20 protein-coding genes are annotated in these 23788 nt (G+C 45.5%); 10 read left to right on the forward strand and 10 right to left on the reverse strand.

Annotation, left to right across the window (positions count from 1 at the left end; translation table 11 throughout):
• Positions 1–34: 34 nt before the first annotated feature.
• Positions 35–2803, forward strand: coding sequence for a lantibiotic dehydratase (locus DZK30_RS18865; protein WP_118975738.1), 2769 nt, complete (start codon positions 35–37; stop codon positions 2801–2803).
• On the opposite strand, the gene DZK30_RS18870 is transcribed toward DZK30_RS18865, so the two are convergent.
• On the reverse strand, positions 2778–3479 hold the full coding sequence (locus DZK30_RS18870) for a LytR/AlgR family response regulator transcription factor (protein WP_118975739.1): 702 nt from the start codon (positions 3477–3479) through the stop codon (positions 2778–2780). The two genes, DZK30_RS18865 and DZK30_RS18870, sit on opposite strands and share 26 nt — an antisense overlap.
• Positions 3476–4489 (reverse strand): sensor histidine kinase, encoded by a 1014-nt coding sequence (locus DZK30_RS18875; protein WP_162903242.1) that lies wholly within the window; start codon positions 4487–4489, stop codon positions 3476–3478. Before DZK30_RS18875 ends, DZK30_RS18870 begins: the two co-directional genes overlap by 4 nt.
• Before the next feature lie 841 nt (positions 4490–5330).
• Here DZK30_RS18875 and DZK30_RS18880 point away from each other — a divergent pair.
• Positions 5331–5663, forward strand: a complete 333-nt coding sequence (locus DZK30_RS18880; RefSeq protein ID WP_118975741.1) for a hypothetical protein — start codon at positions 5331–5333, stop codon at positions 5661–5663.
• 34 nt (positions 5664–5697) lie between these two features.
• Here the strand turns inward: DZK30_RS18880 and DZK30_RS18885 are convergent, their stop codons facing one another.
• The 5 genes from DZK30_RS18885 to DZK30_RS18905 form a co-directional block, all read right to left on the reverse strand.
• Positions 5698–7029, reverse strand: a complete 1332-nt coding sequence (locus DZK30_RS18885; RefSeq protein WP_118975742.1) for a TlpA family protein disulfide reductase — start codon at positions 7027–7029, stop codon at positions 5698–5700.
• Positions 7016–8404 carry a RagB/SusD family nutrient uptake outer membrane protein gene (locus tag DZK30_RS18890; RefSeq protein WP_118975743.1) on the reverse strand — a complete coding sequence of 463 codons (1389 nt, stop codon included), beginning with the start codon at positions 8402–8404 and terminating at the stop codon, positions 7016–7018. Before DZK30_RS18890 ends, DZK30_RS18885 begins: the two co-directional genes overlap by 14 nt.
• Positions 8405–8414: 10 nt before the next feature.
• Positions 8415–11720 (reverse strand): SusC/RagA family TonB-linked outer membrane protein, encoded by a 3306-nt coding sequence (locus tag DZK30_RS18895; RefSeq protein WP_162903243.1) that lies wholly within the window; start codon positions 11718–11720, stop codon positions 8415–8417.
• Between the two features lie 180 nt (positions 11721–11900).
• On the reverse strand, positions 11901–13055 hold the full coding sequence (locus DZK30_RS18900) for a FecR family protein (protein WP_118975745.1): 1155 nt from the start codon (positions 13053–13055) through the stop codon (positions 11901–11903).
• Positions 13056–13181: 126 nt separating this feature from the next.
• Entirely contained in the window at positions 13182–13778 is a 597-nt protein-coding gene (locus DZK30_RS18905) for an RNA polymerase sigma-70 factor (protein WP_118975746.1), read from the reverse strand.
• A 368-nt stretch (positions 13779–14146) separates the two neighbouring features.
• On the opposite strand from DZK30_RS18905, the gene DZK30_RS18910 reads away from it, so the two are divergent.
• Positions 14147–15094, forward strand: a complete 948-nt coding sequence (locus tag DZK30_RS18910) for a manganese catalase family protein (protein ID WP_118975747.1) — start codon at positions 14147–14149, stop codon at positions 15092–15094.
• 17 nt (positions 15095–15111) lie between these two features.
• Entirely contained in the window at positions 15112–15636 is a 525-nt protein-coding gene (locus tag DZK30_RS18915) for a YciE/YciF ferroxidase family protein (RefSeq protein ID WP_118975748.1), read from the forward strand.
• A gap of 219 nt (positions 15637–15855) precedes the next feature.
• Here DZK30_RS18915 and DZK30_RS18920 read toward each other — a convergent pair whose 3' ends face one another.
• Positions 15856–16233 (reverse strand): hypothetical protein, encoded by a 378-nt coding sequence (locus DZK30_RS18920; protein ID WP_118975749.1) that lies wholly within the window; start codon positions 16231–16233, stop codon positions 15856–15858.
• Between the two features lie 124 nt (positions 16234–16357).
• Between DZK30_RS18920 and DZK30_RS18925 the strand changes: the two genes are divergently transcribed.
• From DZK30_RS18925 to DZK30_RS18940, 4 genes are all read left to right on the forward strand, one after another.
• The gene (locus tag DZK30_RS18925; protein WP_162903244.1) at positions 16358–17206 is read left to right on the forward strand and encodes a LytTR family DNA-binding domain-containing protein; all 849 of its coding nucleotides are present in this window, start codon (positions 16358–16360) and stop codon (positions 17204–17206) included.
• Positions 17207–17460: 254 nt separating this feature from the next.
• On the forward strand, positions 17461–17961 hold the full coding sequence (locus DZK30_RS18930; protein ID WP_118975751.1) for a hypothetical protein: 501 nt from the start codon (positions 17461–17463) through the stop codon (positions 17959–17961).
• Complete coding sequence (locus tag DZK30_RS18935; protein WP_118975752.1) at positions 17949–18365, forward strand: hypothetical protein; 417 nt, start codon at positions 17949–17951, stop codon at positions 18363–18365. The genes DZK30_RS18930 and DZK30_RS18935 overlap by 13 nt, the downstream gene beginning before the upstream one ends.
• 193 nt (positions 18366–18558) lie before the next feature.
• Entirely contained in the window at positions 18559–19236 is a 678-nt protein-coding gene (locus DZK30_RS18940) for a methyltransferase family protein (protein WP_118975753.1), read from the forward strand.
• A 255-nt stretch (positions 19237–19491) separates the two neighbouring features.
• On the opposite strand, the gene DZK30_RS18945 is transcribed toward DZK30_RS18940, so the two are convergent.
• Entirely contained in the window at positions 19492–20568 is a 1077-nt protein-coding gene (locus tag DZK30_RS18945; RefSeq protein WP_118975754.1) for a PAS domain-containing sensor histidine kinase, read from the reverse strand.
• A 97-nt stretch (positions 20569–20665) separates the two neighbouring features.
• Positions 20666–21463 carry an XRE family transcriptional regulator gene (locus DZK30_RS18950; protein ID WP_118975755.1) on the reverse strand — a complete coding sequence of 266 codons (798 nt, stop codon included), beginning with the start codon at positions 21461–21463 and terminating at the stop codon, positions 20666–20668.
• Positions 21464–21548: 85 nt separating this feature from the next.
• Here DZK30_RS18950 and DZK30_RS18955 point away from each other — a divergent pair, with 85 nt between their 5' ends.
• Together DZK30_RS18955 and DZK30_RS18960 are read left to right on the forward strand one after the other, a co-directional pair.
• Positions 21549–22274, forward strand: coding sequence for an ImuA family protein (locus DZK30_RS18955; RefSeq protein WP_118975756.1), 726 nt, complete (start codon positions 21549–21551; stop codon positions 22272–22274).
• Between the two features lie 2 nt (positions 22275–22276).
• Positions 22277–23776, forward strand: a complete 1500-nt coding sequence (locus DZK30_RS18960) for a Y-family DNA polymerase (RefSeq protein ID WP_118975757.1) — start codon at positions 22277–22279, stop codon at positions 23774–23776.
• Positions 23777–23788: the final 12 nt, after the last annotated feature.

Genomic DNA, 23788 nt, shown 5'->3' on the forward strand with positions numbered 1-23788 from the left:
CAATACTTCCTTAAGCCTTTTACCTTAAGGCGTTATGAAAGTCCGTATTTATCCAAGGGTACTTTTTCGCGTACCAGCTTTTTCCCTTGAGGAAACCCTGTCCGATAAGTGGGAAGACCTTAAAGCGGCCATTGCCAAGTCCTCCGGCGATTTCTACGAGCTCATTGCGGATACAACACAAGATCAAATAAACACTTTACCGGAACCCGTTCAGCAGACGCTGTGGAAATACTTCAACCGTGCAAAGTACCGGGCAACTCCTTATGGTGCATTTGCCGGCGTCGGGATTTGCCCGATCGACCCGGCCCCGTTGCAGATATTCGCTTCACAGAGCCTATACGTGATGACTGGTTGGTCTGAGCCTATTGAAGACAGGCAATGCCAGGCTCAAACCATTTTCCGGGCCAATACAGCCTTGTACACTGTAAAAAATCGCATTCGTTACCTGCGTAACCGTAACGGTCAGTTTGAATTGACGGAACTTGAAGTTGACGATCAGATAAAAAAGATCCTTCGGGCAGCGGAGGATGGTATTTCGTTCGAGGACTTATCGCTAATAGTAAAGGCCGATTTTACCAAGAGGACGCTACAAGGATTGCTGGCTAATCTTCAGGAACGTCAGCTGATATATTCCAATAAGATGCCAAACCTGATCGGTGAAGATTTCTTTACCCGGCATTCAATACCTCCTGGAGCGCAGCCTCCCTATATCATTGCTACACGGGCATGGCAAGCCGGCGGCCTTGATCCGGTTACCATTCGCCATCTTCCGGAATTGATCGAAAAACTAAGACGAACAATACCGGTAAAAAAACAAACAGACCTCGAAGCCTTCAAAGTCGCTTTCAAAAAGAAATTTGACTTCCGGGAAGTGCCGCTCATGAGAGCGCTCGATCCCGAGCTAGGCATAAGCTATGGTAGCCTGGATTTAAATACACAAGAACCGGAACTGGTTTCGGAACTGGCGAACCGGCGCAGCCCATCCGGAGAGCGGGAAGATCAGAAGCTTTTAGACCACCTTGCAAAATTTTCCGGGTGGTCCGATGAGAATATGGCGTTTTCCTTAGAAAAGTTTCCAGATTTTACGGATAATCCGCAATTGTTGCCAAATACCTTTAATGTGATAGCCTCGCCCTTTGGTGAAGGGCTTTGTATTGAGACTGCCGGAGGGGCAACGGCAACAGCGCTGCTCGGCAGGTTCAGTCACGCGGGGCAGGATTTTCATGAACTGGCCCGGGAACTGGCCCAGGTCGAACAGGACGCCAACCCGGAGGTTCTATTTTTTGATATCGCCTATAGCGCCGAACCGCAGATCGACAATGTAAACCGGCGAAGGAATATCTACAATCACCAGGTCAATATCCTCAATTATGGCGAAGGCGCCGGGTGTATTCCCATCAGCGATATAAGGATAGCGATGGTTAAGGGTGAGCTGCAATTACGGTCATGTAGCATGAACAAACGGTTGATACCGCGCATGGCATCTGCATATAATTTCAGCCGGTCGCAACTTTCTTTGTTCCGTCTTTTGGCAGATCTACAATATCAGGGCTTACATAACCGCCTAACATTCGACCTGCAGGAGTATTTTCCGGGAAAGCAGTTTTACCCACGCGTAACCTTTAAAAATCTTATCGTTTCGCGGGCTAAATGGATATTAGAGAAGCAAAGCTTTGATGTAGATTCACTTAAACAGTACTTACTGACGCTGGGAGTGCCGGCTAATTTCCGAACAGTCAACGGCGACCAGCGCCTTCAGTTTGATGTTCACAATGATACTGATCTAAAAATCCTGGCGGGAATGCTGAAAAAATTATCACTGGTTATCGAAGAATCACCGCTTTCAGCAGAAACGCCCCGGGTAATAGATGTTCACAATAAGCCTTATGCGGTGGAGTTCGTTATTCCCTTGTATCATAACGAAAGTATATTCCGGCCGTTTATTCCTGATCTACCACAGCGGGAAAGCGATCAAAGCGATTTCATGCCTGGACAGGGCTGGCTTTACTATGAGATCTTCTGTCACCCCTGCCGTGCGAACGACCTGCTTCAAAACAAACTAGCCCGGTTTGTAAAGCGTCACCATAAAATGATCCGTAAATGGTTTTTCATCCGCTACTTTGAAGCTGGGCATCACATCCGGTTTAGAATGCTACTAAAGGAACAGTCGCATCAGGGTATCATTACCCTGGGGTTGAATGAACTGCTTCAAGAGGACTTACAGACAGGTATCATCTCTGATGTTACCCTGCGGACCTATCACCGGGAGATGGAGCGTTACGGTCATGATATAGACGGAACAGAAAGTCATTTCTGTGTTGACAGCCGTTTTGTCCTGGCAATGCTTCGTGATTCTTCTGATCCGTTCCGGTACATTTGCCTTTGCCATCGGCTCATGAACGACATCAGGCAATCCAGGGTGCTGCCGGATGGTATGGTTGATGATCTGAATCACTTTTCATGCAATGTATTCGCTGAAGAGCATCGGCTAAGCGGCAAAGAGTTCAGCGAGCTCAATGACAATTACAAATCATATCTGCAAATACATGGTGATGAACTTAATAGTTACCAGGAGAAGCTATATAGTCGCTTTTCACTTTCGTTCAAGAACGCTCTAACGACCTGCCCGCCGGAAAGACAAAAACAGCTCTATTTGAACCTGATACATATGCATTGTAACCGGCTCTTTACGGAACACCAGCGCACCTATGAACTGCTGGTTTATTACTTTTGGGAACGGGCAGCAAAGGCTGAGAAAAGTAAAGCAAAGCAGCCCGCTAACCAAATCCCAGCTTTCGCTTGAGCGCTTCCCTGTATTTGCGGCCGATGGGAATTCGGTCGCCATTGATCAGTTTGATGAAAAAGAAACTATAGGAGTTTAGCTTTTTCAGGTTAACCATATAAGACCGGTGTACCCTTAAGAAATGATCACTTTGCTGTAACGCTTCCTCCAGGTAATTCATGCTGTGATGCGCCACATGTATTCCTGCAACAGTCTTGATCTGTGTATACGTATCTGCGCTTTCTAAATACAATATGTCCTCCAGCTTTATCCTTACCTTATTTTTTCTTTGGTCGGCATAAACTACCAAGTATTGTTCTTCTGATTTCCGTTCCCGCAGCCTGGATAATACTTTATCAATACACTTATTGAACCGTTCGGCAGAAACCGGCTTAACCAGGTAATCGACCACATCCAGGTCATAAGCCTGGGCTGCAAAATCAGGATAGGCCGTTACAAAGACGATAGTGGTAAACTGAGAAAGTGGTTTCTGAACTTCAATGCCCGAGGTTTTCGGCATCTCGATATCCAGAAAGGTAATATCCGCCTGAATTTCTCCGTTGCGGAATCTATTCAAGGCACGCCCGGCTTGTGTATCAGAACCCAGGAAAGTCAGATCAGGATGGCCTTCGATCAATCGTTCCAGCGCGGTGATACTCCTTACTTCATCATCGATGACATAGCAAACGTACTTCATAGTTCGATACTCAGGGCAACTTCAAAATGTATAGCGTCTTCTTTGATCAGCAGCTGGTGCTTCAACGGGTAGAATTGGTCAAGGCGAAGCCGCAGGTTGGCTAATCCTATGCCGTACCTACTCTTAAAGCCCCCGGCAGCCTTTTTGTGGTTACGCGTAAATATCTTGAGCTGTTTTTCCGCTAATGTGATCCGTATATCGGCTATCTCTGACGGATCATCGGTAACACCGTATTTGAAGACATTCTCAACCAGCGTAATCAGGATGAGCGGAAGGATACGCAAGCGTTCCCCATCGGCAACGTCGATGAATACATTTAGCTGCAATTCTGATTCTTTACGGCTTTGCTGCAGGGCAAGGTAAGTGCGGAGGTATCGCACCTCGTCATCGAAGTTGACCTTCCCGTCGGGCTCCGGCTGCCGGTAAGCATAATGCATCAGCTCGGCAAGGTTGGTGATGGTCGTTGCTGCTCCTGGGTGCGTGGCGATAATGTCTTCCCTGAGGTTATTGAGTACGTTGAATATAAGATGGGGATTGGCCTGCGCCCTGTAGTAATCCAGCTCTAATCTGGCTATCGTCAATTGCTGGTTTAGCAAGGTCGTTCTTTGGGCAAGCATCCGCCGTCCGAGCCAATAAGTAATGCTCAGTCCAAGCAGGTAAATACTCCGGTAAATATTCTTTAAGAGCGTAACGTGGTCCTGTAAAATAGCGGCCAGCAATTGGTTAAATTTTGTACCACCTTGCCACTCTCCAATTACGGTAATGATAAGGAAGTACAGCAGTGTTTCCAGAACTACAAGAACAATAGTCAAAAGTTTGTAACCCTTTTCCCATAGTGGCATGACCAAGTACGCATTAGCATAAAACCATATAATAGCCAGGGCGTAATATGGGATGTAAATCGAATAATCGATGTTGTGTCCCATAAAGAATATAAATGTTACCTCGTAGCCAATAAACAGTATGATCGCTATAACATGGGCAAACCAACCAGGAAATACAGGGCGCATAATATAAAGTTTTGCATTTAACAGACGTTTTGATTGTCGCTCACCTGAAAATAAATTGTCGTTTACTCCAAGAACCATGTCGTCTACCCGATAATGCATGTCGTTGGCAATTATCCGGGAAATCGGATCAAAAACCGTCATAATTTTACTGTAGGAAATCAATTAAATCTTTACTAACTAAGCATTAAAAGCAATGAATTCAAAAAGAAAAACAACTGGCATTATTAAAGAGAAAAATCTGTTCACATTTAAGAAACGTAGTGGCCAGGGCACCACGATGGGCCCTTCCGATCCAACCGGCAATACTATTTTCACCATTCCTACCTTGACCAAATTTTGCTAAAAAATCAGTACGTTTTAATCACAATTCTATGAACACCAAAAGAAAAATTTCGAGAATCAAAGAGCAGAACTCGTTCACCTTCAAGGGACGTCAGGCCCAGACAAATGCAAAAGACGCCTCTGACCCTACGGGTTCTACTGTTTTTACAATACCAACAATCACTCGTTTCTGCTAAGAAAATTTACAATTCCGATCATTGGTGTACCAATCCACGGTGCACCAATATCTCCCCTTCATAAATTTACCTTACATTCTGTTTTACAGGAAGTATCTAAAAGCATAATACTTGCAATCAGCCACTTATAAGCCTTTATCAATTGTTAGCTATTCATTAACATTCGCACCTATCACCTTGAAAGTATAACATGGCCATAGTTATACAATACCTCAGAACAGTACACTGTTCATGATGATACCTGTTCTCACCGGTGCCGGGATGGCACATCACGGATTTACCTCAATCAAAATTTTCATTCCAAGCATTCTTAACTATTGAAAATGAAAAAAGTAATCTTTTCCGCTGCCCTGATGATGGGCCTTTCCGCTGCTGTTTTTGCCGGCGCTCCTAAAGGAGACGCGAAAGACGCATCTTCCGCAAAATCTGAAACAGAGGCCGGCGCCGTAGTGAAATGGTTTCACTTTACCGGTGACGCTACGGACGACGATCAATTAAGTGATCCATCAATGTACCAAGCCGAGGATGCTCCGACTTGCCCGGATAACAATCCTCAGGACTACCGTTGTGACATTAAAATTTTGTCCAATTCAACGGGTAATCAACCTGACCTGTCCCAGAGCATCCAGCAGACAAGAACAAGGGTTACTCCTTAAACGCTATAATAAAAGAGGCTTAAAGCCTCTTTTATTATTTATCACGAATGACTAATTGTTTGATCATTAATTCTTTTTCAGTAATTGCTAAGCCGTACCGCTTTAACTCTTCCCTGAGCATCTCGATATCTGAAAGCGAATGAATTTTTATTTGCAGATCTACCGGCCCTGTAACTCCCGATTGATCAATTACCGGATTGGCCAGCCGGTCGGATTGGTTAAGCTTTGATACAAATGGTAACAAGGAGGAATTTACAAGGGTAAAAGTTCCTTTTTGCATCAGTACTTTACTTTCCGAACTCAGGCTTGCACCTTTACGCTCTAAGCTATCTGCTGTCTTTATCAAGACATAGCATTTTGTCCGGCGAGATTCAATTACGCCTTTATAGGGTAGTACGGCCTCCAGATCTGATCGCATCTTACGGTATAAGTGACCAGACGAGTCTGGTCTTACCTTCACCTCATAGCTCCAGAGGTTCTTTCGTTTCCAGTCGTCCAACTGCCTGGTGTTACGAGGCTCTGACAGAGCTATTCGATCATTCACTTCAATAATTAGCCGCTTATTGACTTTACTTCCAAAAATCGGGTAATCGTAGCCGTATACTTCAGTATTATAGGCTGATTGTAAAAGATTAAGCGGATTGGCATTTACCGCCTTAAAAGCTCGTGGAAACCCGCTTACGGAATCTTTCTCTACAATAATCGGGCTATCAAAGGTATATTCAAATAGCCCACGCATTAAAATGGAATATGAATCTACCAGATTACTAAACGTGCCAGCTTGCTCAATGAGAGGTGCATCTTTATAAATATTGTCTTTCTTGTGGCTCATCTTCATAGATTTCCGGTCTAAAAAATCCTGCACATTTTGCCGTGTCGCGTTGTATTCAAACGTTGCCAAACGGTATATCCCTTGCTGGTCTATCCAAACATGGTGAGGTTCTCCATAATGAGGGAACAATTTGTTCAATAAAGTATCCTGCGTAATTACAGCCAAATTTGGAATACGTAGTTTGATCCGATCAAACAGCTTATTAACCTCTTTATCGGTATTTCTTGTTACAAGAATGATCTGAATTTTATTGCCAAATTCTTTTTGGAGACTATCCATCCTTGGCATGGCCGCAATACAACTGGTACACCAGATGCTAAAAAAATCAAACAGCAATACTTTTCCTTTGAGTTGCGCTGATTGCATTTTCTTTTCCGGCTGATTAAGAAAATGCCCGATACCGAAGTTTCCGATCGCTTCATCCTGCCGGATGGCCTTAACCTGAGCATGCACATCAGGAAGACCTGAAAGAAAAAATAATAAACATAAAGCCACAACATGTAGCCTGGAATAACTTAAATTAATATCCTTCATTTTGAATCAGTTTGGTATTGATTAAAATTTGCGCATAGGGAATCGGGTACCAGGCCGCATATGACTTCCAGGTAGGCTTTATTGCACCTATTACGTCATCGATTCGACCGGTTCGTTTTAAGTCCAGCCAGCGATGGCCCCATTCAAAACATAGTTCTATCCTGCGTTCATGCTCTATGGCTTTAGTAAGATCAGATTTTCCGATAGAAAGGCTTAAAGGGTCTAGTCCAGCGCGTTTCCGAATTACATTTAAATCTCTAACGGCGCTTTCCAAGTTGTTATTCATTGTCCTTGCCTCAGACCTTATAAGGTAGAGTTCAGCCAAGCGAATGGCCATGTTATATTCCGTTACGGCCGTTACGCCTTTACCGACTTTATATTTAAACGGGTAATAAATAGTCGCTCCATTGTAGACCCGCGATTTGATCCAGTTTCCAAGTCGTTTGTCACCCGGTTCAAAATCCGAAACAAGATTTTGTAACACTATATAGGTGGGCGCAGCTGAAGTAGAAGCGGGTAGAAAAAAACTGGCATCCCAGGTATTATAATTTGGCGTAACCGGAGCCAGTTGCCATATTGCTTCCCCGCTATTAGCCAAAAAAACGTTATTTAGATCCTCTACGATTTGATACTTTGAATTGTCGATAACCGATCCGGCCATCTGATCAGCAGCTGTATAGTCTTTTAAATAGAGATATACTCTGGCCAATAGTGCCTGTGCTGCAGCCTTGTTCGGCCTTACACGGCCTGCGGATGGATAATCATCTTTTAAAAGATTAATGGCACGCAATAAATCAGTCGTAATCTGTTTGTATACCTCGTTTGGCATGGATTGTCCCAAATCTTTAGTAATCCTGTAATCTGTTGTGGTTACCAAAGGCACTTTCCCGAAAATGTTAGCCAGGTAAAAATTAATAAATGCACGGACGAATAAGGCTTCTCCTATTACCATGTCTTTTGTTGCAGCGGAAATGGACACGGATTTTTCTGCCCCTTCGATACAACTGTTTGCCTGATAGGCAAGGGCATAAAAAGGGTTCCAGAAGTAACTTTCTATCGTGAGATTGTTGGCTCTTGTAATTTGATCTTGCATAAATTCATCCCGATTAGAGGTCGTGTAGTATGCAAGCTCGTCCGACGACATACCTGTGTAAAGTGTAATGGAACTCGCTGTGGGAAATGCGGAGCTACCCATCATTTTACTGTAGATGCCATTAAGCGTAGCAATGGCTGTAGCATCATCGGCAAATGCGGTCTGGCTCACAATCTGATCTTTAGGAGGTGGTATTTCTACAAATTTTTTACAGCCGCCACCGAGCACAGTCCATACCAGAACTAATGCCATTATAGTGATTTTTGATAATTTTCTTTTCATGCTCAATTAATTAAAGTCCTGCTTTGATACCAACTGTGATAGTACGCAAAGGAGGCAAAATGTAAGTGGACTGGACTTCGGGATCAGGGCCCGGATATTTGGAAATGGTCAACAGGTTTTGTCCTTCCAGATAAACGTTCAGAGACTTGATCCTTGCCGGCTTTATCCAATGGCCGGGGAACTGATAGCTTAACGATGCCGTTTTAAGCCGGATATAAGAAGCATCAGTTAACTGCGCACTGGAATTAGATACTCTGTCATAGGAATCCGCCAATTCCGTCCCGTAGGCTTGCGTAAATTTCGCATACCTGGCCTGGTCTCCCGCTTTGGTCCAATGGTTGTCTACCACGTATTTGGGGATATTGCCAATCCCACCAAGCAAGGAACTAGTGCTAAATATTGGCTCACGTCCCATTTGTTTGGTGAATTGAAATAGGACACTTAACGCGAAGCCACGGAAAGTGAAGGTGTTTTGAAAACCACCATAAAATCGTGGGTCGGTATTGCCAATAATTACGTAGTCTTTATCATTATAGACACCATCGTTATTCTGATCCTTGACTTTATAAACACCTGTTTGCAGGTCTACCCCAAGGTACTGATATCCGAATTGGACGCTTAACGGCTGGCCTATGGCAAAGCTGTTAGCGTAACTGGAATTTGCCAGGTCAGGGAAGCGTAAAAGCCTATTGCGGGGAACAGTAATATTAAAATTAGTTGTCCAGGAAAATTTACCGGATTTGATATTATCCGATCTTAATTCGATCTCCCAGCCTTTATTTTCTACCCTGCCTGGAAAATTCAATAAAATGGAAGCAAAGCCGGTTTGCCCGGGAAGAGAGTAATCGATCAACTGGTTATCACTTCGGTTACGGTAATAGTTTCCCGATATATAAAACCTGTCATTAAAAAAGCCCAATTCAACGGCCGCCTCTAATTTTGTAAATTGTTCCCAGCTGTAATCTTTGTTAAAGAGCCGTGTTGGCAGCAGACTGAGTGCCTGTTGATAGGTTAACGTACTTGGGGCATAACTATCCAAATAATTGTAATTTCCAATCTGGTCGTTGCCCGAGGTTCCAAAGCTCAACCGAAGCTTTCCAAAGCTTAAAAAGGTTTGCTTTTCCTTAAAGAAATCAAGCTGCGAGAAGATCCATCCCGCGCCTATCGAACCAAAATTGGCAAATTGGTTTCCGGGACCAAATCGCGAAGAACCATCCCTACGACCTGTAAAATTGAGTAGATAAGTATCCTCCCAGTTTAAGGTGAGTCTACCGAAAATGGCGTTGTAGTGATATAAATTATAAGCGTTTCGTGCCTTTATCGTAGCTGCGCCGCCAATCGTATTGATCAGCGCGTCGCTTACATAGCCAGAACCGGCCATATAGTCTTTGATGCTTTCGTTTTGTTGAAAGCTGGTACCAATAACAGCATCAAACCGGCCTTTACTTTTAAAGGAACCTGAGTATTGCAGCTGCGGCTCGACGCTCCAGTTGCGGGTAAGCGTATGTCCGAAGCTTGCACTCCCTTTTACGTTATTGACTGGATTTTGTGCAGCGATAGGATTATTTAGGTTCTCATTATAATCCAATAAGTTATATCCGCCGTTTGCCTTAAGAACCAGGCCAGGTAGTAGTCGGTAGCTAACCACCACACCGGTTGTAACCAAATCGGTAAAGCCATTGTAATGTTTTAAGGTGACATTTAAAGGATTGCCGTAATACTCCGCTGCCCCGGTCCATATCAATCTTCCACTGGGGTCCTTAAAGGTAAAGCCGTAAGGAGGTATGGGAAGCCTTTGTGTAAGATCATCTGGGATGAGTTTGCTTTGATTATAGGCATAACTTGAGGATAGCTGTAAATTGAATTTTTTATCCGTAGAAGAATGACTAACCGCGAAATTGATCGATTTCCGGTTACTGCCAAAGTCACCAGGAAAGACCGTCCCCTCCGTGAAAAAGTTAGCGCCTGCAGTAAACTGTGTATTTACATTACCACCGGAAACTCGTAATTGGGCATTGGTAGTCGATGCAGTCCTTCCGATCAGTGTTTTCGTAAAATCATTTACGATAGTAGTGTCAAATGCAACAAGATCATAAGCATTATTGATATCCGGCACAACGCCGTCATTAGCTAAGGCCTCGCGACGCATGGCACGATACTGCTGCCCGTTTAGCAAATCCAGCGACCGCGCTACCTTGCTCCAGCCAGTGCGAAGATCAAAATTAACGTTTAGATTTCCCGGGCGGGCCTTTTTAGTTGTAATAAGGATAACGCCATTTGCTCCCCTGGAACCATATATCGAAGTCGCATCTGCATCTTTGAGGACTTCTATACTTTCAATATCTCCAGGATTGATTGAGTTAAACGGATTGACAATATTCATTTGCCCGGTGGCAACTGCTTGAGTCGGGTTGGATGCGTCAAATGGTATGCCGTCTATAATGTAGAGTGGTGTGGTACCTTGGGAAATCGAATTTTTGCCCCTAATCAAAATATTGAACCCAGAGCCAGGGAGGCCGTTTGATTGTGTAATGAACAGACCCGGAACTCGCCCCTGCAGTGCCAGAATTGGATTAGACACGGGCTGCTTTTCTATTTCCGATCCGGTAATTTTGGTTACGGAACCAGTAGTTAATCTTTGGGTTGTAATACCGTAACCTATGATCTTTACTTCGTCAAGCTTTGAATAGCTTTTATGAAGTGCAATTTTAATAGGACTTGGATAATCGCCGGACACTTCCAGTGTTTCAAAGCCGATATAAGTAAATACTAAAACAGCTTTTTCCGGGACTACCAGGCTAAAAGCTCCATCGGCGGCAGTTACGGTACTGAGCATTGTACCTTTTACGCGTACACTGACACCTGAAATTGTAGTACCAGTGGTATCGGTAACAGTGCCGGTGACCTTTCTATCTTCTTTGGCATTATTTTTTTTCTGTGGTATAGCTGTTGGTATAATGCTTTTGACAACAATAGTTTTACCAACGATCTCGTAACTAAGAGGCTGATCTTTAAAACAGGCTTCCAGTGCAGTTTTCAGGCTGACGTTCTTTAGTGATAATGTTACCTTGTTCGCATTTTTCAACGCGTCGTCTCTGTACCAAAACGTATAGCCGGTTTGCTTTTTGATCTGTGTAAATACGCTTTCTATCGAAGCATCTTTTACGTTCAGGCTGATCTGCTGGCCTACCGATGCGGTCGTATGTAGCGAGAGGCAAAGGGTGAGGAAAACGATCAGCCGCATAACGAGTAATGGGGATGAAGTACCGCAGCGCTTTTGCCCCAAAGGGTGCGCCGGGCATAATTTTAAATTCATACTTTTGTTTTTGTTGGAATAGTGATTAAACTCTGTTAGGTGTTGTGAGCTACCCAACTTCGGCCGCCGGTGTTCGTTGCACCGGGCGGCCATTTTTATGTTGGGGAACTTATTAATTAACTAAACGAATCTTATTTCTGCATAGGCAAACTGTTTTGGTTTATGATGGGTTGATTATTTTCATGGCGTGATAATTAATGTCCGTCCGGCAAGCTTGTAATGCACGTCGCTACTCTTCAATAATTTTAGAATGGCATCCAGGTCTGCATTACGGGGCGTTTCACCGGAAATGGTATAGTCGGGTGCGGCACCTTCATACTGTATCCTGATGTCGTACCAGCGCGATATTTCTCGAAGCACCTGTTGTACAGGCGTATGGGAAAATGCGATCCGGCCATCCTTCCAGGCTACGGCAAGCTGCGTATCTGCATCTGAGATTTGAATGGCGGCATTGCTTACCCCAGCCTGCTGGCCTGGTTTTAGGATCTTGACCTGTTGTCCGACAGTAACCTTCACCGAACCTTCAAGGAGCGTCGTCGTAAATTTCTTTTCGTCAGCATAGGCGTTCACATTGAAATGGGTTCCGAGCACGGTAATGGTCTGGCCCGGCGTTGCTACAACAAAGGGATGGGCTTTGTCCCTGGCGACTTCAAAGTAAACTTCGCCGGTGATCTGTACTTCTCTTTGGCTACCGGTAAATGCTGTTGGGAACCGCAGGGATGATGCGGCGTTCAGCCAGGCGTGGCTACCGTCAGGTAAAGCGACCTGGTAAGTACCGCCGTTGGGTGTATTGATCGTATTATATAAAATTGGTGCGTTCCCTGCTTCCTTGGTGCTTTGATAAGCCACGATGCCGGAGCCGGTCTTGCTGATCTGCGTAGCGCCTTGCCCGGCGATGACACCAGCTTTTGCATCATCAAGCGTTATGGCTTTCCCATCGGCGAGGGTAAGGGTTGCCTTGTTACTGCCGGGGCGAATAGTACGTTGGCTGGCTTGTGGATCGATAACGGGTCGCTGCTGGATCTGTAAAATAGGATATAAGGTAACGGCACCGATCGCCAATGCTATAGCAGCTGCCAAAGCCACCCATTGCCATAGCTCCAGCCCTAAAGGCGGCCGCTTATTCTCATTACGGATACGCTCCAGGATCATCCGGTGGTTACGGTCGCGTATTTCCAGCGGGTTACTGGCATAGCCCTCCGGCAGTTCGATCTCGCCCGAGCGCCACCGATCGTACCATCGGTTAAAATACGCCCGTTCCTCTTCCGTAAGAGTTCCCCGCTGCCATTTATCTGCCAGCTCGTTAATGTACGCTTCGTTATAGGGTTCCGCCATAAAGGTGCTTTTCTTATATAGTCGGCATTTCTTTGGCTTACCCTACATCCATGTAAAGAAATTATGAAAATAATATTAACAGCATTACACAGATATCGGAAAGAATGGTTTAGAATGGGACGTGGATTACTTATTGCTTTCAATAAGGTACATGAGTAATACAGCACTGGCAGTAGTAATGTTACTGCGGATACCTTTCAACGCGCGGGAAATATGCGCCTCTACAGCTTTTTCAGAGATTTCGAGTTCAGCGCCGATCTGCTTATTGGTCCTGCCTTCTTCGCGGCTCATCTTAAAAACGATCCTGCATTTTTCGGGCAACTTGTCGATGGTTTGCTGGATGCTTTGCCATAACTCTTTTTCAAGCAGCAGGTCTTCTGTAGAAAGTACGCTTGCCTCAGTAGCTTCATCGAGTGAAGCAAAGGCAATTTTATTATTCAGCCGGTGAGCTTTTGCGCGGTAGTCGATGATCTTATACTTAACTGCAACGGCAAGGTAGGAAGAAAGGTTATGTGTGATCTCCAGCTCTGTTCTTCTTTCCCAAAGACGGATGAATATATCCTGCAGGATTTCTTCAGCATCTTCCGGTTTAACGGTATTCTGGGCGGCCTTAACAAATAGCTTATCCCAATACCGAAAGTAAAGCGCAGATAACGCCTGTTCATCACTCTTTTTGAGCAGTGCTATTAATTCCTTATCTGAAAGATCTTTATATCCCGCCATAGGGCCCTCCGCTGCTTGGAATTTTAAATATAGCAAGACGAAAGGCCCTTTGCAAATTTATTGCTAAGTAAAATTGAGTGTGCCTGCCCTTTAGATGGAGAGCTCCTTTGTTATTGTTGTTCCCATGTACGCCATTGCAAGCCTCTAAGGTGACACCTGTTGAAATTGCAACTATTGGAGCATGATAAAATATTCATTGATACTATTGTCTGACATGATTACATAAGCGGATTTAATTATTTATATAAATAATTAAGCTATGGTTAAAACTTATTCGGCCTGGACATGTTGTATTAGCACATCATAACTCTCCTCACCGGGATTTATTCTGGGAACTACCATCCATTTACCGCTAAATAACGATCATCATGTTTCATCATGTAAAAGACTTACAATTTAATGCCAGGGTATCCAGGCCAGACCCACGTTTTGCCAATTTATTATTGGAGCAATTCGGGGGTGAGAATGGAGAGCTAGCCGCAGCAATGCAATATTTCACTCAGGCGTTCGGCGCGAAAGCTGCGCACCCGGATAAATACGATATGCTCATGGATATCGCTACAGAAGAATTCAGTCATCTGGAGATCGTTGGGGCTACTATCCAAATGCTGCTCAAAGGAGTGAATGGTGATCTCAAAGATGCCGCCGAACAAAGCGAGATCATGGTCGCCATGAATGGCAAAGCCGAAAAGGAAAGTGTGATCCATGCGGCCTTATCTGCTAACCCACAGTTTGCCATTATTACCGGAGGTGGGGTAACCCCTCGCAATAGCCAGGGCATTCCATGGTGCGCATCCTATGTTAATTCGAATGGTGACTTAACAGTCGATCTACGCACCAATTTAGCGTCAGAATCCCGGGCCAAACTGGTTTACGAGCACCTGATGAAATTCACCGATGATACCTATATCCATGAAACCTTGTCATTTCTGATGACGCGCGAAGTAACCCACTATAAAATGTTCGAAGCTGCCTTAAACAGCATCTCGGATAATTTCCCGCCGGGCGTATTAGCTGCAGATCCGAGGTTTTTACAAAACGTCTATAACATGTCTGCGGGTACAGTAAAAGGCCCCTGGAACGAAGGCGAAATACCAGGCATGGATAAAAACTGGGTTTACGTTTCAGACCCGATTGCGCAAGCCAGGGAAACGGTTGGGCAAACCAAACTGCCAGATGATTTCGGCAAGGAAGTAAAAGACACAGAAAAGCTCGATAAGAAAATGAGCAAAATGAAAAGTATGGAAGAGAAAAAAGCAGAGCCCTCAGGCGTTGCGCAGTGGAGCGATTATCAAAACAACAAAAATAAAGTTTAACAAACAACGGAAATATTATGACAACAACAGCAAAAACCGGCAAAATGGGAAACGCCGAATTCCACAAATTCTTTGTAGATGAATTAAAGGATATCTATTGGGCGGAAAAGCACCTGGTTACGGCGCTACCTAAAATGAAGAAAGCAGCGACCAGCCCTGAACTTGCTGCGGCCTTTGATAAACATTTGGGTGAAACCAAAACACACGTGGAAACTTTGGAAAAAGTATTTGAACTACTGGGAGAAAAAGCTGCAGCAAAAAAATGTGATGCCATGGCCGGTATTTTAGCGGAAGCCAGCAGCATCATTGAGGATACTGAAAAAGATACCATGATCCGTGATTGCGGGCTGATTCTAGGCGCACAAAAGGTAGAGCATTATGAGATCGCAACTTATGGCGGGTTGCGTACTTTGGCGACCACGATGGGACACAAGGACGTCGCAGCATTATTACAGCAAACACTGGATAACGAAAAAGCAACCGACGAAGCATTAACAGGCATAGCCGAAAGCCTGGTAAATGCGGGTGCCGTAGCCGAATAAGGTAATCGAACAAGATATTTTTAATAAAGGCCGCCAAATGGCGGCCTTTTTTTGTAAGTTTTCAAAAATCAATTATGATTCGTTCTTACCTGTGCTGGCAGGTAGTGTTTACGCGATCAGGCTGTTTTGGAAGGGGTACTTAAATCGTATTAGAGAACCTTTTGGCCTCCCATTATTTTAACATACAAGGTAAAGCAGAATGGCAGTCCCTTCCCAAATTTATTGGTAACGAAAAACTATTGTAGCCTTTCCTGTAAAGGCATAGCCACCTTTGGTATCGTCACCTACTTGGGCGAAGCCGTCGGTTAATGTCAGCTTGCTGCTCCTCGGGTCGCTCGGGTCTGGGACGACAACGCCGACAGGTACATCTGAATTGATACCAACGTACAGCTGCGCGGCGGTATAGCGGACGAACCGTTCATCAAGTCCGGACAGATATTTGTTCTGCTGGTCCGAAAGCTTGAAATGCTGGGCCATCCAGCCCCTGAAATTGGAAGTTAAAGTGTCGGTCTGTCTTAATCGTTCTGGGCCGGGTAGTAAAGCTAGTTCTTTGAGTTTGGCGTTCACACCCGCCTGGGTAAAAGGTTGTTGTGTCATAGTAAAGGAATATGGTTTAACAATAAAGCAAATCTATCGTCGTTTGTTTTAAACAGATTAACCCAAGTTTCCTTTTTGACAAAAATATTATATTAGGAGAAATATCATGCAAACATCCGCGGTAATGAAAGCTCACCTAAAGCCGGTACAATACCACGATCTTATATTCAGACTTACCGCCTGTCTTATCGGCGCCCATATTGTCGTGGTCTATGGCGATCCACGATCCACTTTCGAAATATTGCTATTGAAGTCCTACTACCTGGCGCTGGCCGGCAGCTTCGTCATCGCTTTTGTCTTGTTCTCCCTGATGCGCTGGATTATTATACGGCTTGACCACAACTTTGACTGGAACCGGCATCCAGCTCAGCGTGCCGGTATGCAGTTGGTAGCTGGCCTGGGATTACCGGCTTTGCTGGCCTTCCTGCTGGCCTGGGCATATTTTCAGCTACGCGGCGGGGTTAACATCCTGCACACTTCTTATATCCGCTATGATTTCGAGTTCATCGTCTCACTGCTGGTCATGATCAACCTTTATTATGTCGCTTATTCCTTTTTCGCCCGCTGGAAGCAAGCCGAGCAACTAATCCGTTCTATACCGCATACTTCGATATCGGAACCAAAGCGTGCAACTTACCAGGTGAGCAAAGGCGCAACAAACTTTTTGCTACCGATGGACGCCATTGCGTGCTTTTACCGGGATCAGAACCTGAATAAGCTCCGCACTTTTGAGAACGAGGAATATTTCATTGAGGAGACGCTGGATGAAGTTACCGCGGTTCTGCCGGAAGATAATTTCTTTCGTGCGAACCGGCAACTGATCGTAAACCGCGAAGCCTGCAAGGGTTTTGACTTGCTGAGTTATGGTAAGCTTGATCTGCGCCTGCATCCTGATATGAGTACAAATACTGTCATCAGCCAGAAACGTGCCGTACAGTTCAAAAAATGGCTGGAACAAAATGCTGCGGCATAACCATATTCCAAACACAAGGTCGCCCGATCAAATCAATAAAAAACCTGTGGCATTTGAATATCCATGCAATTTGAAATTTCAGGTGAGCCGCTGTGCAATTTAAAGCCCCATAAACCTCATTATCTTTAATCCCTATAAATTAAAAGATCGTCGTTTATTGTATCAATTCTGCAAGAGCCCTCTTTTGTTATAATTATCGAATTTTAGGTTGACAGTTTATTTATAAACAGGCATGTCGCCACCAACACAATGATATGAGCAAAAAGAAACCTGATAAAAACACAAGCGAAATTGCAGAGGATATTCCAAAGCAACCTTCGGATCAAGATATCGCGAAGATAGCTGCGGCCTTTAAAGGTTTTCGAGTTGTTAATGCCCTTACGGAGAACGGTTATAGCATAAAATATAAAAAGCTTAACCCGACATTTTTTGATACAGGCACTCTTATTCCTGAAGATATTGACGACGTACCCAGAGTTATAGTTGGGCCAGCAGATTCAGTTTGCGATGATTGGAAAGATTGGAAGCTTCCTCATGGAATCTCCGAACAGCGGCCTTTTTTTTGGAACATCTCAACTGCTTTACCAATCGATAAAGTCGATGTTGATATTGATAGAGGGACAGCTTCCGATGAACAGATTGCGGATATCTTATCTGAATTGTCTTTGCTTAATCGTATGATGGGTGGATCAGGAATAAATTTTGAGTTAACCGGAATCTTCAACCTCGAAAACGATGAGCCATGCATGAAATAAAAGATCCCGTTATTCGAACTGAGATAGAGCGCTATACCGGTATACCTAATGGCTCATCCGTAAAGGTAAAGTCTGCATGGAAAAGGTTTATAGAGTTTATTACGCCATGGCTTAACGAGAAGCGCCTCCTTGCTGAAAGGCTTTTGGAAGCTGAAGTTCGGAAAAGAGAAGCCGAAGCGTTGAATACCACTGCAGATGCAGAACTTAAGTTTCAACAAGCAAAAAAAATAGCTACGGAAACAGCCATAATGGAGCAAGACAAACTCAACACAATCGATATAAACCATATTTCTGTTGAAGATATCGAGGCAACAATGCAATCTCTAAAAGATAAACTTGCCTATCTCAGCGCTGTACATGGAACACGTATAGACATTTATCCTTCGAAGGGAGAATCGAAATAGACTTTACAGTTGTTACACAGAAAAAGCCTCCAATTGGAGGCTTTTTCTACTGGTGTTTATCTGAGGTGAGTTTTCGGGCCAGTTTAAAACACCATTGTTATTTCCTTTAGCTCTGGTATTGGATGCAGGCATTAAATGATCTGAACACCAATGGACCATCCGGTTGTTATAAACTTCAATAACAGGTTTTATTATGAACAAGACCATATTAAAGGCTTTTGTCGGTTTATTATTCCTGATCGTCGTCATGGGTATTGTGCTTTTTAGTGCTGTAGGGACGCTGCATTACCGGGCGGGCTGGGTTTACCTATCGGTGTTCTTTCTCTGTTGCGCTGCGATCACAGGTTACCTGGTTAAAAAAGATATGGAACTACTGAAAAGGCGGTTAAGTGCCGGCCCGGCAGGAGAAAAGGAAAAAAGCCAGAAGATCATACAGTCTATTGCACAGCTTGCCTTTATCGCAATATATGTCGTAGCCGGCCTGGACAGGCGCTGCAGTTGGTCTTTGTTGCCGAAATATCTGTACATCATTGGCGATGCCGTGGTTCTTGTCGGTTTTTATATTGTTTTTAAAACTTTTGCGGTAAATACATTTACGGCAGCTAACATACAAGTAGCCAAGGCGCAAACGGTGATCACTACCGGGCCTTATGCTATTGTACGGCATCCCATGTATAGCGGTGCACTACTGTTGCTCCTCGGCACGCCTGTTGCATTGAATTCCTGGTGGGCATTACTTTCAGTGCTGCCGATGTTCGTGGTCATCATCGCCAGGTTAATGGACGAGGAACGGTTTCTTAAAAAAAACCTGTCCGGCTATACCGACTATTGTCTCAAGGTCAAATGGAGGCTACTTCCGGGAGTATTCTAAAAATCAGGAAATTTAAGCGGTTGTAAGGTCTGCCCTTTCGATCAAAGTATCAGCTGTTAAAAACATAAAGCCGGGCGACGCGTCGAAATACTATGTAATTCTTTTGATCCTTTATGTCAATGAAATCTGGAATATCAATGGGACACGAGTTCGTAGCGGTATTATTACAAACCGGCATAGTCAAATACCTGGTGAATGCAGAAGCAGTAGCGGAATAATTTATGCGAACGCAATATCTTTAAACAAGGCTGCTATTTAGCCGGGCAATGTGAAAATGATATCCGTTCCCGGAGTGCTTTTTTCCTGGATTGCAATGCTGCCACCATGCCGGGCAATGATTTCTGAACATAGAAAAAGACCGATACCCAGTCCTTCAACAGGTCCGGTATTTGCAGCGCGGTAAAATTTATCGAATACCTTCCTTCTGTCCTCGCTTGCGATACCGCGACCCTGGTCGCTCACAATGATAGATGTTTCATTTTCACTCCCATTTAAGTATACATCAACTTCCGGCGTTTCCTTGGTGTACTTTACGGAATTATTGATCAGGTTGGTGAGTACCTGTCCGATTCGGTATGGGTCGGCATTGACAAGGATGCCCGTTTGGGGGCCGTGAACGGTAATCCTTAATTCCGGATGGACCATGACCGCGTTCTGCGCGATCTCATGCGTTAATTTCTCGAGGTCAAATGGCGATTTATCCAGGAAAATTTCCTTTCCTTTCGCGAGTATCGGGGTCGCCATCTCATCCAAGAGCCTGGTGATCCTGTCTGTTGACTTCAGCGCCCTGGAAACAATTTTGGTTATCGGGTCTTCCGGTTGCCCGTCGAGATGGCGTTCCAGGATCTGTAGTGATCCCTTGACTGCGGAAAGCGGTGTCTTCAGTTCATGCATGGCTACGCTGAGCATTTCGTCACGTAGAATTTCAAGGTCTTTTTTTTCGGTAATGTCCTGGGTGGTACCCGATATCTTTTGAGGTATCCCATTCTCATAAGCTACCATGCCACGCGCTTCAATCCAATGGAGGCTGCCATCGGGATGCCTCACCCGGTATTGTGCTATGTAGGCTTCATTATTCATGATCGCCTGCATTACCCGTTCCTGCATACCGCCTCTGTCTTGCGGTAGTATACAGTCCAGCATATCGTCATAGCGGAATGTCTCTTTCGTATCCCACCCGAAATTTCTTTTGCACTGATCGGTACAAGCCATAAAATTCCCTTCCACCAGATTAACTTCCCAAAAGCCAAGCGAAACCTGGTTGAGCGCCAACGACAGTTGCTCCTGGGAAACATTAAAAGTGGAATCGGAATCCGGTAAGTTTTGCTTCATATTTCTAATAGCAAATTAAATAATACTTCCGTTAATTTTAAAATAAAGTCGACTACAAACCAATACTATAACCACTTTTTTACTTTAAAAAAAACGATTATTTCTTTTTCAGTTCCTGCAATACCTGGTCGATCATGACTTTTATTTCCTGCACTTCCGTCGGTTTTTCGGGTAATACGTTGGTTTGGTGCTTATAGTATTTCCATATTTCCAGTACTTCCGATATCTGTACCGTATAAGGAGCAAACAGGTCGTTAAGCGACTTGAGCAGTAATGTCCCATCATTTTGTACGGTAACTTGTTTGAATACAAACTCCTGGTCGCCTTTTAAGATCACGATACAGGGCGTGTCCGGCTTGATGGCTTTCCAGTCCTCGATGTACTGCGCGATAACTTCGCTGTTCTCCGGTATCGGCAGCATCGAATCGCCCGTAGTGGGGAACATCCTGAAAGTGCCTTTGCCCTGAAGATTGGGCATGCTGAATTTCGGTAACGTGGCGATAAATTCCGGGTCGTTGTACCCGGCCCGGTAACCGGCCTTTGCCCTGACCGGTACATACTCCAGGTTTTCTTTGTTGTCCTTGTCAACCGTGATCGCCAGCACCCTGATCTTGCTGCCGGTCATATAGACATCGTTGCCGGCCTCCAGTTCCCGCATTTTCAATCCTCCAAGTTTGCCCAGGTCAACTTTCAACAAACTATCGACACTGATCTTAAAAAATTCCGAGATCATGATCAGGTCCTCAGGTTGTGGCGCTTTGGTTGCACCGCTTTCAATGGCGGCCAGCTTAGAACGGGTGAATGCCAATTGGTTAGCCAAAGCTTCCTGGCTCAATTTTTTACGTTCCCGGAGGAATTTGATGTTAACGGAAAAAAAAACTTTTTGGTTATTCATTTTGTAATGTTATTATTGATAACAACAAATTGTCACCATTGGTGACAAAATTAAAAAATTATCCGGATTTACAAATAGCATCGTTATGAAAAGTGAAGTGATCGAAAGGCTGCGAAAAGATATCCTTGCTATGGAGGGGTTTAAGCTGACTGATGAAAGCAAGCGCCTGAAGCTTGACCTGGGGCCAATGACCGCAGCCTTCCCCGGAGAAACCTTTCCCTGTGGCGCTGTGCATGAATTCCTGAGCGCTACAAAAGAGGATGCCGCGGCAACCACCGGCTTTATCGCGGGTTTGCTTAGCGGGCTGATGCGGGATGGCGGTATTTGTCTTTGGATCAGCACGCGGCGCACGCTGTTCCCGCCTGCCTTGCGCCTTTTCGGGATCGACCCCGAAAAGGTCATTTTTATCGACCTCAGTAAAACATCTGATATCCTCTGGATGGTGGAAGAAGCGCTCAAATGCGAAGCGCTGGCCGCTGTCTTCGGCGATATTTCCGAAATAGATTTTGCCCAATCCCGCAGGTTCCAACTGGCAGTCGAACATAGCCGGGTGACCGGCCTTATCCATCGGTATCAGCCGCGGAACATGGGTACCAATACATTTGTCGCCCGCTGGAAGATATCTTCATTACCGGGTACCCTGCAGGACGGCCTGCCCGGTGTCGGCGACCCAAGCTGGCGGGTGGAATTAATAAAAATTCGCAACGGCAGGCCTGGCACCTGGGTCATGCAATGGGCAAATGGTGGCTTTCGTCATAGCCGCAGGCGGGCCGCGGCAACCGCGCACAAACCATTACAAAAAGTGGGATAGCAATGGCGGGGCGTTTTGTAGTCATATGGTTTCCTCACCTGACAACAGACAGGTTTATATCCCGTCAGCCGGAATTAAAGGATATGTCCTTTGTCCTGGCTGCACCGGAACGCGGCCGCATGGTCATCAGGGCCGCCAGTATCCCTGCGGAAGCATCGGGCATAACATCAGGTATGGTAGTGGCCGACGCCAAAGCGCTGCTTCCCTCCCTGGTGGTGATCGACGACCGGTCCGAGCTGGCGGGGAAGCTGCTGGCCTACCTGGCCGAATGGTGCCTGCGCTATACGCCTGTCGTGGCCGTAGCGCTGCCGGATAGCCTCATCCTGGACATAAGAGGCTGCGCGCACCTTTGGGGCGGTGAGCAGGTTTATTTAAAAGACATACTTTCCAAGCTCAATAATATGGGTTACGATGCGCGGGCTGCCATCGCCGATACCATTGGCGCGGCCTGGGCAGTTTGCCGTTATGGCAAGGTTTCGCCCTTTGTTGACGCAGGCGCGCAACTGGAAGCCCTGCTGCCCTTACCACCTGCCGCCCTGCGCCTGGAACCGGCTACTTTGCAACGGATGCAAAAGCTGGGCCTTTACAGGATCAGCAGCTTTATACAAATGCCGCGCAATGTTTTGCGCAGGCGTTTCGGCCCGCTGCTGCTTGAACGGCTGGACCAGGCCCTCGGGCAGCTAAAGGAACCTATAGAGCCGATCCGGCCTGTTGAACCTTACCAGGAGCGCCTGCCCAGCCAGGAGCCTATTCGGACGGCTACGGGTATCAAGATCGCTTTACAGCGCTTATTGGAAACGCTTTGCAAACGGCTGGTCATGGAAGGTAAGGGTTTGCGTAAGGCGGTATTCAAAGGCTATCGTATTGACGGCAAACTGCAGCAGATCGAAATCGGCACCAATGCTGCCTCTTGTAACGTCGATCACCTTTTCCGCCTTTTTGAACTAAAGGTCACGACCATTGCGCCCGCCCTGGGCATCGAGCTATTTATCCTGGAAGCGCCGGTAGTGGAAGATCTTTCCAAAGTGCAGCAAACCATGTGGCAAAGTGGCCGGGAGCAGGCCGATAAAAAGATAGCCGAATTGCTGGACCGCATGACGGCCAGGGGCGGTATGGATATCATTCACCGTTACCTGCCCGCGGAACATTACTGGCCGGAGCGGTCGGTCAAAGTTGCGGTCTCCCTTGACGAAAAGCCAGCTACTGCCTGGCGAACGGAGCTGCCTCGGCCGGTACACCTGCTGCCGGTTCCCGAACTCATAGAGGTAGCGGCGCCCATACCCGATTATCCGCCGATGCTTTTTATCTACAAAGGAACGGTACATAAGATCACCAGGGCGGACGGCCCCGAGCGTATAGAACAGGAATGGTGGATCGAAAACAGCCTGCACCGGGACTATTACCAGGTCGAGGATGATAAAGGGGCGCGGTACTGGCTGTTCCGCCTGGGCCATTATGATGAGGGCGATCCCCAATGGTTTATTCATGGCTTTTTTGCCTGATCAAATAACATT

This window comes from Taibaiella koreensis, from assembly GCF_003545715.1.
Lineage (GTDB): Bacteria > Bacteroidota > Bacteroidia > Chitinophagales > Chitinophagaceae > Taibaiella > Taibaiella koreensis.